Genomic DNA, 10,619 nt, shown 5'->3' on the forward strand with positions numbered 1-10,619 from the left:
GCCGGAAACGGCCGGAAGAGGGCGACCAAGCGCGCAAAAGGATCAGGGCGTCTACCGGTCCGGCGGACTAAAAGAGGGCGGCCGGCTGGCCGCCCTCGCCATCAGCTCAAGTTCGGCAGAACAAACGCAAAGACCGCGCCCAGCGCCGTGCAGGCAGCCGCCAGCGACCATAGCGCCACGCTGGCTCGGCGCAAGCGCCGGCATGCCGCAGACAGGCCAGGGTCCAATGGACAGGGCAACGTTCGTGCCCGCAGCAACGTCGCTCCGGACACGGCCAGCATCGTCGCTGCGAGCGCGAAGACCGCCGCCTTGTGTTCGGACAGCCATACGAGCTGCGGCACCGCCGTCGCCAGCCCGGCGAGCGCGGCCCCCGCGCCCAGCGCGACCATGACCGCGGGGAGCACGCAACACACCATGGCGCCTGCGCTGGCGATCAGGGTGAGGAGCGCCATGCCGAGATTGCGGCGTAGAGGCGTTTGCGACCGGGTCTCAGTCATCGCGCTTCGCCCTCTTGCGCAGTTCGTCGAGCGAGCGTTCGGTCCGCCGGATAGCGACTACGGTGTAGCCCGAATCCTTGAGCGCTTTGCGCAATACGGCGTCGTCGATATCGACGCCGTCCCTCAGCTTCACCGCCACCAGGCGGTTCTCCAGGCTGACGAACACCGCTTCTGTCGCGGGCAGTTTCTTCAGCGTCTTCTCGATGCCCTGGGCGCAGAAACCGCACACCAGTCCATTGACGTCCATCTCGACGGTACGGGCGGCGGCGAATGGAGACGCGATCGCCAGTGCGATCGCGATGAGCAGCTTGTATCGGTTCATGAGTTGGGTTCCTGCCGAATCAGAAATTGAACATCGCCATGGCTTGGAGCTTGCCGTCGGTCGTCGCGCCGATCTCTACCCAGGCGCCCTTCTTGAAGAAGCGAACCAGGACCGCGGTTTCGGTACCGTCGAACAGGTCTCCGGTGTAGCGGCGTCCCTGGACGACGAACCAGGTGGCCAAGGTGTCGTAGTCGTGCTCGTACGGCGCCCATCCCAGTTGCAGCGTGTCGATGCGGTGCGAGAAGCGATCGCTTTCCTGCAGGTCGGAGCGGAAGGCCGCGTAGATGCGTCGGGTTTCGTAATCGACCTGCGTGCCCACGTTGCGAGCCGATGTGTCGCCGGCGAAGTCGTTCCCGGTCGCCTGGCCGAGGCCGCCCCAGACGAAGGCGTTGGCCTGGGCGCCCGGCAGGTTCCACCGCTTGACCAGCAGGTTCGCGCGCATGTAAGCGATGTGGCGCTGCTTCGATCCGTCTTCGCTGGAAAGCTCCAGCCAGCCGCCGCCTACCGAGTACCAGTAGCGCGGCGCATAGAACAGCTGAGCTTCGTTCATGGTTCCGGCTCCGTACTCGGCCATGACGGTCGTGCCTTTGGCGAACGCGATCGGTTTGGCTGCCGCGACTAACGGCAATAGACCGAGCAGCGGAAGCGCTGCCCGGAACAAGAGGCGTTTCATGGTGAGTTCTCCGTGATCGCCGCGCACGGCGGCGTGCGGACGCAATGCGTCCGAGGTCGTTCGCTACGGAGAAATCAGGCGATCGGCGGCCTGAACGGAGTAGCGATCGGCTGCGTGGGGCGCCCGGGGACATTCCAGGACGCAGGCGCCATGTGCAGCGGAATGGCGGCCGCAAGCCGGGGGAGCTCGAGCAGGCAAGCCGTGCCCAGGCAGGCGGACAGGTCGCACGACGCCGGCGTGCAGCAGTCGCATGGTGGATCGCGAGAGTCCGCGGCTCGCATCCCTTCGCCGCAGGGGGGGGCCGCCATCGCGACGGCAGCCGGCATGGCCGCCGCTGGATGCAGGGCGGAGTCCATTGCCTGGACCGGCGCAGCGAACGACGTGGCGATCAGAGTGATGATCACCAGCCAATGCAGCGCCTGACGGGCAAGCGGACGGAACGTCATGGCCGGATTCTAGCGCTATCGATGCGTCTCTCCACGCCATTGGTCGGGGCGTCCGGTCCATTCAGCCGGCGCCGGGCGGGGTCGTTTGCCTGTTCGACGGCGGGCCTCCAGTGACCTTGGGTTCCGGCACATGCCAACATGCCCCCGTTGGACGCCGCAAAGCACCGCGGGTATCGGCCCAGCTATCTTGGGAGCGTGCCGGCCGACAGAACCCGAAAACAGAAGAGCAATGAGCATGTTCGATGACTTGAAGTTGCAAGACGAAGTGGTGACGGGGACGTGCGCTCTTCATGGCGGCGTCCTGGACGTGGAGTTCGATCTGGAGCAAGACGGCGCCGATATCGGCGACTTCGCCGAGTTGATTTCCGCTTCCGAACGCTGGATTGCGGAATTCTCGTCGGAGACGCTGAGCAAGTTGAAGGGTGCACTGGCGAAAGAACTGACCGATTCCGCCTACGAAGGCTTGGAGGAGGGCGCAACGGATCGGGACTACGCCGGTCTGGAAAAGGAGCTGACGCTGACGAAGATCCGCTTCTTTGCCGATGAGGCCGTATCGCTGGTGTTCGAGGCGAAGCGGGAATACCCCGATATGGACATCTATTGCCAGATCGATAAGGCGTTCGAGATCGAGGACGTCATGGTGGAGTAGGGGCGCTACCGCACCCGGACCCGGTTGTCGACCGCGCGGACCCCGGCGACCAGCCAGGCGGCGTCCTCGACGGCGTTGCGGGCCCGCCAATCGGCGACCTTTCCTTTCAGCACCACCTCGCCCTGCTCGTCCACTTCCACGCGCACGCGCTCCGACTCCAGGTCGGCGCGGCGGCGCATGGCGTCCTTGATCGAACGCTTTACGTCTTCGCGGCAGCTCACGCGTCGAATCTCGATCCGGTTATCGATGGACGAAACGCCCGCCAGGCGACGCAAGTCGGTTTCCACGCGGTTGCGCTGGTACTGCCAGTCCACCATGCCGGTCAACAGCACCCGCCCCTTGTCGACTACGACTTTGACCGAATCCCTCGGTAGCGTGGCGTCCCAGGCCAGCACTTCGGCGGCCCTTCTTGCGATCAGTTCGTCGTCGGGACAAGTTTCCGACGCGCAGCGAACTTCCACGTCGACGACTACGCCCCGCACTCCTCTGACCCTGGCCGCCGCGTTGGCTACGGCATACTTGTCGGCCAGGCTGTGCACATGGCCGGTCAGGCGGACGAAACGGTCTTCGACGCTGACGCCGATGCCGCTGGCGTCGACCCGCGGGTCGTAGCCCAACTCCTGCAGCACGTATCTGCGCAATTTCTCGCTGTTCATGATCGCCGCCCGAGGCCAGGGACTACAGTCGGCGCCGAGACCGGCGCCCGGTCGCTGACTTTGATCAAGCCCACCCCGTTCAGCTTCGGCCGATGCGAAGATCTCTTGATCCAAATCATGTTTCCTCTTCACCGCGGGCGTGCAATGGCTACACCCTGGACGGTATGAGGAGCGGCATCATGTACAAGAGTTTGTTGCTGCCCCTGGTCGACCGCGATGGCGACACCGACGCGCTGGACTTGGCCGTTCGCTTGGCGGCATTCCACGGCGCACAGCTGTCGGTGTTGGTCATGATCGACCTGCCGCCGCCGGTGGTCGATCCTTGGGGGCTGATGCCGGACCCGGTGACCGCGCAATCGCATGCCGATCTGCGCGAACGCCTGGCCGCCGAAACGATCGATTGGGAAGCCCGCACCGTCGAAGCGATGAGTGTGGGCGCGCCGCGTGCAGCGGCGCGAGAAAGCTTCGACTGCGATCTGGTGGTGCTCGGTGGCGCGATCGGCGATACGGTGGAGTCGACGGTTCCCCGCGAATACTTCTCCAGCCTGCTGCTGGAGGCCGGTTGCCCGGTGCTGGTGGTGCCGCCGCGCTGCGCGCCGGAAGTGCCCACCCGGTGCATCACGGTCGCCTGGCAGCCGACCCGCGAGGCGGCGCGCGCAGTCCGCGCGGCACTGCCCCTGCTTCGTGCCGCAAAGACGGTGGACGTGCTGGCCATCGACGACGGCAAGACGCCCGATGCCGAGCCTTCCGGGCGGCGGCTGATCGGCTATCTTCGCCGGCACGGCGTCGAAGCGTCTTGGGTCGCGCGTCCGGCAGGCGAAGAGACCGTCGCCACGCGAGTGCTCCAGTACGCCCGCCACAGCCGTTCGCAGCTGCTTGTCGTCGGCGGTTACGGCCATTCGCGCCTGCGCGAGTGGGCGCTCGGCGGCGTTACCCGCGAGCTGCTCATCGGCGCCGACCAGCCCGTGCTCTACGCTCATTGAGCAAGCCGGCCGCTTGAACGCCATATCGGCCGCCGCTCCGCCGTCGTTGGTCGGCCTGGGAGTCGCCCTCGGTGTCGGCCTGTTGGTCGGACTGGAGCGCGAACGCGCGCACCGCGGACGCGCCGCGCGCCAACCGGCGGGGATCCGCAGCTTCGCCCTCAGCGCGTTGATCGGCGCCACGTCGATGCAACTGGGCGATGTCGGCCTGTTGGTGGCTGGCGCGACTCTGGGCGCGCTGGTCGTCGCCGGCTATCTGAGCACACGCGAGCACGATCCGGGACTGGCCACCGAAGCGGCTTGGCTGTTGACCTTTCTTATCGGCGCGTTGGCCATGCGCGCCGCAGCGGTATCCGCCGCGCTCGGCGTGATCCTCGCAGTGCTGCTGGCCGCGCGCGAACGCCTGCACCGCTTCAGCCGGCAACGGATAGGGCGCGAGGAACTGCGCGGCCTGCTGTTGCTGGCCGCTTGCGCCTTCGTCATCCTGCCGTTGTTGCCCAATCGTGCGCTGGACCCGTGGGGCGCGGTCAACCCGCATCAGCTGTGGACTCTGGCGGTCGGCGTGATGACGATCAGCGCCGGCGGCTATCTGGCTACGCGCGTGCTCGGCGCACGGGCCGGGTTGCCGATCGCCGGCCTGGCCGGCGGTTTCGTGTCCAGCACCGCCACCATCGCGGCGATGGCCGAACGTGCCCGCGCCATGCCGGCGCAGGCGCCGTTGGCGGCCAGCGCCGCGCTGATGTCGAACATAGCGACCGTGCTGCAACTGGCTTTGGTGCTGGGGCTGATCTCGCCGGCCTTGCTCGCATGGGCGGCGCCGGCCCTGGTCGGCGCGGGCTTGGCCGCGCTGGCGGCGGCCTGGCTGGCTGCACGCGCCGCCGCAACGCTGAAGGACGAGACCGCGCCGGTCGTGGCGGGACGGCCCTACGACCTGTGGGCTGCGCTTCGAATCTCGGCGCTGCTGGCTACCGTGCTGGTGGCCGCCGCGCTTCTGCGCGCCTGGCTGGGGCCCGCAAGCCTGCCGTGGGTACTGAGCTTCGCCGGGCTGGCCGACGTGCATGCCGGAGCCGCCGCCGCGGCCCAATGGGTCGCCCAGGGCGGCGAGGCGCGCTTGGCGCATTACGGCCTGTTCGGCGCGTTCGCGGTCAACGGTGCCATGAAGTGCCTGCTCGCGCTGGCGCGCGGGGGCTCGGCATACGCATGGCGAGTGACGGCCGGCGTGTCGGCGATGCAGGCGGCTTTCGTTCTCGGCGCGGCGCTGTCGGCCTGGTGACGCATCAGCCTTTTCGCGTTCGTTCGGCGAGTTCTTCGTAGCGGCGACGGAACGCATCCAGGGACTCCTCGTCCAGTTCCTCGATGTCCATCAGCGCGTTGTTGGCTTGCTTGGTGGCGCGAATGAGTTCGTCCAGCTTGATGTGGATCGCCTCGGTGTCCCGGCTCTGAGTGTTCTGTATCAGGAACACCATCAAGAACGTGACGATGGTTGTGGCCGTGTTGATCACCAGCTGCCAGGTATCGGAGAACCCGAACAGCGGTCCGACCGCCCACCAGATGCCAATGGCCACGCCGGCCATGCCGAACGCCGCGGGCCGTCCTGCGAATCGGGCGGCGTGCTTGGCGAGACGATCGAAGGCGCGCGTCGCGGACATAAGTCGCCCTCGCCGAGTCGAGCTCGGCGCTTACAGTACGAGTTCATGAATGATCAAACTTGCGTCGCCCGGGTCGACACGGGCGCGAAACCCCAAGTGCGACGCCAGTTCGTGCATATCGGCGTTGCCGGCGAGATCCATAGAGTACATCCGGCGCAGGCCGCGGGCTCGGGCTCGTTCGGCCAGGTCTCGGACGAGTGCCGTGCCCAGGCCCTGATCCTGCCAGTCGTCGGCGACCACTACCGCGCATTCGCCGTCGACCGCGTCCGGCGACGCCATGCTGAATCGCGCCGCACCCACGATGCGTTCGGTGCCCTCGTACGATACGACCGCCACCAAGGCGGCCTCGCGCCGGGCATCTATGTTCACCAACGAATCGAGCAGCTTGTCGTCCGGCGACTTCAGCTGGGCCAGGAAGCGACGGCGGCGCGATTCATCCGACAATCCTTCGATAAAAGCGCGCTCGGCGGACCGGTCGGACGGCGCGATGTCCCGGATGCGGACGACGCGGCCGTCCCGCAGCGTTTGCGCGTGCGGCGGACCGGAGGGGCGGGAACTGTCGGAGATCTCATTCATTGCATCGGCTCCGGGATCGACAAGGCGAGCGTAGCCTCCCGCGCAGCCGTGCGATTGATCCGCGTCAAATCCGGCGCCAGTCAGTTGTGTCCCAGCTGCCGACATCGGCCCGGCCAGCGTGCCCGCGCGGGCGGCGCCCGCTGGCCGCAGCCATCGGCGAGCTATTGGCTGCTGGCCGGCTTCTGTTCGATCACGCGTTCCAGCACCAGGCTCGCGCCGGACGAGGGGGTGGCCGGCAGCTCCCGGACTTGCAAGACGTAGTCCGATCCCGGGCGGTAGTCGAATCCATGCACCTTGGCGCAGCGGCGTATCAAGCGGTTGCCCACGCGCTCCCGCACTTGGTAGTGAACGTTCTCGATGCCGACGCAATCCCGGCTTTGAACTATCTGGACCTGTTTGCCGACGCCGCTCGCGATACGCGATGCATCGTGCGCGGGAGCGCCGTCCAGCAGGATTTGCGAAAAGCAGCCGATGCCGGACAACGCAAGCGCGGCGACGGCCAGTGTTCGGATTCCCATGATCGATCTCCTGGGTACGTGGTAAAGCCCGGATCGCGACCGCCCCAACCAACGAACTCGATCGCAGCTTCCCGTGGCATTCCCGCGTACGCTCTACTTTCCGCCGCCGCTGCGGAAGATCGCAGACAGCAACCATATGCCCAGCAGCGAAGCGCCGACGAACCCCAGCAGCCCGAACAAGGGGAGCCCCAGAAAAGTCGGTCCTCCCTTGACGGTCATGGCGATCGACGAACCGACGATCAGGGCCGAAATCACCATGCTTCCGGCCAGTCGATTGGCCGAATGGGCCACCTGGCGACTGAATTCGCCGACTTCGTCGAGATCGATGCGCAGCCGCGCGTGGCCCGACTTCAAGGAGCGCATCAGCTTGCCCAGGTCGCGCGGCAGTGCGGCGATCAGGTTCGCGGCGTCCGTGATGGTGCGCGCGCCGCGTCGTGCGAGTGCGGCAGGGCCGAACTGGGCGGCGATCGCGCGGCGCAGAAACGGCCGCGCTTGGCTGGCCATGTCGAACCCCGGATCCAGCAGCCGTCCCAGTCCCTCCAAGGTCAGGCACACCTTGACCAGCATGGCCAGATCGGCCGGCAGGACGAGGCCGTGCCGGCGCAGTATCTGCATCGTATCCAGCAGCATGGCGGACAGATCGAGTTGGCCCAGCGGCACCCCGTAATAGCGATCGACGAACGCATCCACGTCGGCGGACAACAGCTCTTCGTCGATATCGGACCGTTGGGTCCAATCCAGCAAGGTTTCCGCGACCCGTTGCGCATCGCGTTCAACCAGACCGAACAGCAGGCAGACGACTTCCTCTCGCCGCTGTCTCGACAACCGTCCTACCATGCCGAAATCGATCAGCGCGATGCGGCCGCCTGGGAGAACGAGAATGTTTCCGGGGTGCGGATCGGCATGGAAGAATCCGTGTTCCAGAACCATCTTCAGCACCACCTGCGCGCCGGTGCGCGCGAGCTGCATCCGATCCGCGCCGATGGCCAGCAGCCCAGGAAGATCGGCGACCGGCACGCCATCGGCGAAGTCCTGAACATTCATGTGTTCATTGGTGTAGTCCCAATGCACCTTGGGCACCAGAATCCGATCGTCGCCGGCGAAGGCCGCGCCGACGCGATCGGCATGCCGGCATTCGGAGGCCAGATTGAGTTCGTCCGTCAAGGCCTCGGCGAACTGGCGCACCACCTCGACCGGATGGAACCGGCGCGCTTCCACGAAGCGCGCTTCGATTTTCCTGGCCGCATAGCGCAACAACCTCAAGTCGGCGGCGACGATGGGCGAAATTCCGGGGCGACGGACTTTCGCCACCACGTCCCGGCCCTGCGGCAGCTTGGCCCGATGCACTTGCGCGATCGATCCCGCCGCCAACGGCGCGGGGTCGATCCACGCGAAGACAGCTTCCGGTTCCGCCCCCAGCGCCTGTGTCATTTCGGCCCGGATGGCTTCGAACGGCACGGGGGGCACGGTGCTGTGCAGGCGGCTGAACTCGGCGATCCAATCCGGCGGGAACAGGTCCACGCGCGTCGCCAATACCTGGCCCAGCTTGACGAAGCTCGGTCCCATTTCTTCCATCGCGCGCCGGACCCGCGTATGCGCCGGCAAGTTCACCAGTTCTTCCAGGTGCCCCAGCGGCAATACTCTGCCCGCTCGGGCCAGCACCCGCACGAGCCCGAGGCGTCGGGCCAAGTCGCCGAATCCGTAACGGCTCAGGATCGCTACCAGGGTCTGCAGTCGGCCCAGGTCGTGCGCTGCTACCAAGGTGTCCCACATGGCCGGCGACTCCACTGCGCGGCGACGGCCTCGCGCGCGCCACCGCGCCGTCCGGCCGTCATCGCGGTCAGTTGAGCGCCGTGGCCCGAACCCGACTTTGATCTGGGTCAATTCATCGGCTGCGGGCGTTATCGTCCCCCAATCCGCCGCTCGTCCGTCGCCGGGCCGCCCTCTCGGCGGTGGGTTGACCCAGGTCAAGGCAGCCAGGCCGGCCCGCTAGAACCATGTCTGCCTGGGCTTGTCGCCGCGCGAGTCGCTGCGGGCTTGTCCGGCCCCGCGAGTCGGCCCCGACTCGTGCCGACGGGTCGGCAGCGGCGCATGCGGAGTTGCGCCCACGGCCAGGAAGCGCCCACCCGCCGGCTTTCCGGGCGCCGTTGGCCATCCGTGGAGCGAGCATGACGATCCCTGACGCCGCCAGCGAGCCTCCCGTCCCGCCAGGGCTATCCAGCGCGGAAGCGGCGCTGCGGCTGGAGCGCAACGGCCCCAATCGCCTGCCGCAACCGGACCGACGCAACGGCTTGCGCATCGCTCTCGGCGTGGTCCGGGAACCGATGCTCCTGTTGTTGCTGGCCGCGGCCGGGCTGTATCTGCTGCTCGGCGATCCGCGCGAGGCCTCGGTGCTGCTGGCATCGGTCGGCTTGGTGATCGGCTTGACCGTGATTCAGGAGTACAGATCCGAGCGGGCGTTGCAGGCGCTGCGAGATCTCAGCAGCCCACGCGCGCGGGTACTGCGCGACGGCGATGTGCGCGTTGTGTCGTCGCAGGAATTGGTGGTCGGCGACGTCGTCGCCGTTGCGGAAGGCGACCGGGTTCCGGCCGATGCGCGGGTACTGGACGACTACGACCTGATGCTCGACGAGTCGATGCTGACCGGGGAGTCGATGCCTGTGCGACGCCAGGCCGGCCCGGCGGCCGACGTGGAGACGAACCGGATACATGCGGGCACGCTGGTCGTGCGCGGGCATGGCATGGCCGAGGTGGTCGCCACCGGGAGCGCCACGGCAATGGGCCGCATCGGCGATCAGTTGCGTTTCCAGCGCTCTCCGCCGACGCCGATGCAACTGGAAATACGCCGCGCGGTCGTGCTGTTCGCGACGCTCGGACTGCTGGTCAGCGGATTGATGACCGGCTTGTATGTCGCGATCCATGGCGGATGGCTACAGGGCCTGCTGGCCGGCGTTACGCTGGCGATGGCCAATATCCCCGAGGAGTTTCCGGTGGTGTTGACCGTATTCCTGGCGCTGGGCGGATGGCGCATGGCGCGTCGCCGAGCGCTGGTCCGCCGGGCGCCCGCCATCGAGGCGCTGGGCTCGGTGACCATTCTGTGCACGGACAAGACCGGCACCCTGACCGAGAACCGGATGTCCCTGGCCGAGTGGGTCACCGAAGACGGAGCGGCGCCGCCGGACCGCTTGTCCTCTCCCTCGCAACACCGGCTGCTGGAGATCGCCGACCGGGCGTGCCCGGATCGGCCCTTCGACCCGATGGAGCTCGCCATCCGCGCGGCCGCGACCGGACTCGGACCATCGTCGGTTCGGGTACGGATTCACGAGTACCCGTTCGGCAAGGACTTGCTCGCGACCACGCACGTCTGGGAAGACCCGTATTCCCCTGAGCTTCTGATCGCCAGCAAGGGGGCGCCGGAGACGATCGCCGCCCTATGCCGATTGTCGCCGGAACGGACGGACGCGGTATTGCAGGCGGTCGAGCGCATGGCCGGGCGCGGCTTGCGGGTCATCGCCGTCGCCGTGGCGGCCTGGCCTCCCGGTCCGGCGGCGCTTCCAGCGACGCCGCGCGACTTCCATTTCGAATGGCTAGGGCTGCTCGGCTTCGTCGACCCGCTCCGCGGCGGGGTGGCCGATGCCATCGGCCAGGCCCGC

General features: G+C 67.3%; 13 protein-coding genes. 4 read left to right on the forward strand and 9 right to left on the reverse strand.

What is annotated here, in order from left to right; genetic code table 11:
• Positions 1-101: 101 nt before the first annotated feature.
• The 4 genes from TX83_RS05895 to TX83_RS05910 form a co-directional block, all read right to left on the reverse strand.
• Positions 102-452: a hypothetical protein gene (locus TX83_RS05895; RefSeq protein WP_261370030.1), complete on the reverse strand. Its 351-nt coding sequence runs from the start codon at positions 450-452 to the stop codon at positions 102-104.
• A 37-nt stretch (positions 453-489) separates the two neighbouring features.
• Complete coding sequence (locus TX83_RS05900; RefSeq protein WP_064747005.1) at positions 490-819, reverse strand: heavy-metal-associated domain-containing protein; 330 nt, start codon at positions 817-819, stop codon at positions 490-492.
• A 19-nt stretch (positions 820-838) separates the two neighbouring features.
• On the reverse strand, positions 839-1,492 hold the full coding sequence (locus tag TX83_RS05905) for a hypothetical protein (RefSeq protein ID WP_064747021.1): 654 nt from the start codon (positions 1,490-1,492) through the stop codon (positions 839-841).
• 74 nt (positions 1,493-1,566) lie between these two features.
• Positions 1,567-1,938, reverse strand: coding sequence for a hypothetical protein (locus TX83_RS05910; protein ID WP_064747006.1), 372 nt, complete (start codon positions 1,936-1,938; stop codon positions 1,567-1,569).
• Positions 1,939-2,167: 229 nt separating this feature from the next.
• Between TX83_RS05910 and TX83_RS05915 the strand changes: the two genes are divergently transcribed.
• A complete protein-coding gene (locus TX83_RS05915; RefSeq protein WP_064747007.1) occupies positions 2,168-2,587 on the forward strand; it encodes a hypothetical protein in 420 nt (139 codons plus the stop codon).
• A gap of 5 nt (positions 2,588-2,592) precedes the next feature.
• Here the strand turns inward: TX83_RS05915 and TX83_RS05920 are convergent, their stop codons facing one another.
• Complete coding sequence (locus tag TX83_RS05920) at positions 2,593-3,357, reverse strand: BON domain-containing protein (RefSeq protein ID WP_186442528.1); 765 nt, start codon at positions 3,355-3,357, stop codon at positions 2,593-2,595.
• Between the two features lie 65 nt (positions 3,358-3,422).
• Between TX83_RS05920 and TX83_RS05925 the strand changes: the two genes are divergently transcribed.
• Both TX83_RS05925 and TX83_RS05930 read left to right on the forward strand, forming a co-directional pair.
• A complete protein-coding gene (locus TX83_RS05925) occupies positions 3,423-4,226 on the forward strand; it encodes a universal stress protein (RefSeq protein ID WP_064747009.1) in 804 nt (267 codons plus the stop codon).
• Between the two features lie 13 nt (positions 4,227-4,239).
• Positions 4,240-5,496, forward strand: a complete 1,257-nt coding sequence (locus TX83_RS05930; protein WP_064747010.1) for an MgtC/SapB family protein — start codon at positions 4,240-4,242, stop codon at positions 5,494-5,496.
• Between the two features lie 4 nt (positions 5,497-5,500).
• On the opposite strand, the gene TX83_RS05935 is transcribed toward TX83_RS05930, so the two are convergent.
• The 4 genes from TX83_RS05935 to TX83_RS05950 all read right to left on the reverse strand — a co-directional run bounded on the left by TX83_RS05935 (position 5,501) and on the right by TX83_RS05950 (position 8,739).
• On the reverse strand, positions 5,501-5,872 hold the full coding sequence (locus TX83_RS05935; protein ID WP_064747011.1) for a low affinity iron permease family protein: 372 nt from the start codon (positions 5,870-5,872) through the stop codon (positions 5,501-5,503).
• A 30-nt stretch (positions 5,873-5,902) separates the two neighbouring features.
• Complete coding sequence (locus TX83_RS05940; RefSeq protein WP_064747012.1) at positions 5,903-6,448, reverse strand: GNAT family N-acetyltransferase; 546 nt, start codon at positions 6,446-6,448, stop codon at positions 5,903-5,905.
• 161 nt (positions 6,449-6,609) lie between these two features.
• Positions 6,610-6,966, reverse strand: coding sequence for a hypothetical protein (locus tag TX83_RS05945; protein WP_141233384.1), 357 nt, complete (start codon positions 6,964-6,966; stop codon positions 6,610-6,612).
• 93 nt (positions 6,967-7,059) lie between these two features.
• A complete protein-coding gene (locus TX83_RS05950) occupies positions 7,060-8,739 on the reverse strand; it encodes an ABC1 kinase family protein (protein ID WP_064747016.1) in 1,680 nt (559 codons plus the stop codon).
• 395 nt (positions 8,740-9,134) lie between these two features.
• On the opposite strand from TX83_RS05950, the gene TX83_RS05955 reads away from it, so the two are divergent.
• Positions 9,135-10,619, forward strand: a 1,485-nt coding sequence (locus tag TX83_RS05955; protein WP_186442529.1) for an HAD-IC family P-type ATPase, incomplete at its 3' end; no start/stop codon positions are given.

The sequence above is a fragment of the Lysobacter antibioticus HS124 genome (genome assembly GCF_000336385.2).
Taxonomy (GTDB): domain Bacteria; phylum Pseudomonadota; class Gammaproteobacteria; order Xanthomonadales; family Xanthomonadaceae; genus Lysobacter; species Lysobacter firmicutimachus.

Bases quoted from the DNA above. Each gene is read 5' to 3' on its own strand.
- TX83_RS05940 (WP_064747012.1), bottom strand. From the start codon at position 6,448: ATGAATGAGATCTCCGACAGTTCCCGCCCCTCCGGTCCGCCGCACGCG.
- TX83_RS05895 (WP_261370030.1), bottom strand. From the start codon at position 452: ATGGCGCTCCTCACCCTGATCGCCAGCGCAGGCGCCATGGTGTGTTGC.
- TX83_RS05915 (WP_064747007.1), top strand. From the start codon at position 2,168: ATGAGCATGTTCGATGACTTGAAGTTGCAAGACGAAGTGGTGACGGGG.
- TX83_RS05925 (WP_064747009.1), top strand. From the start codon at position 3,423: ATGTACAAGAGTTTGTTGCTGCCCCTGGTCGACCGCGATGGCGACACC.
- TX83_RS05935 (WP_064747011.1), bottom strand. From the start codon at position 5,872: ATGTCCGCGACGCGCGCCTTCGATCGTCTCGCCAAGCACGCCGCCCGA.
- TX83_RS05900 (WP_064747005.1), bottom strand. From the start codon at position 819: ATGAACCGATACAAGCTGCTCATCGCGATCGCACTGGCGATCGCGTCT.
- TX83_RS05950 (WP_064747016.1), bottom strand. From the start codon at position 8,739: ATGTGGGACACCTTGGTAGCAGCGCACGACCTGGGCCGACTGCAGACC.
- TX83_RS05910 (WP_064747006.1), bottom strand. From the start codon at position 1,938: ATGACGTTCCGTCCGCTTGCCCGTCAGGCGCTGCATTGGCTGGTGATC.
- TX83_RS05905 (WP_064747021.1), bottom strand. From the start codon at position 1,492: ATGAAACGCCTCTTGTTCCGGGCAGCGCTTCCGCTGCTCGGTCTATTG.
- TX83_RS05945 (WP_141233384.1), bottom strand. From the start codon at position 6,966: ATGGGAATCCGAACACTGGCCGTCGCCGCGCTTGCGTTGTCCGGCATC.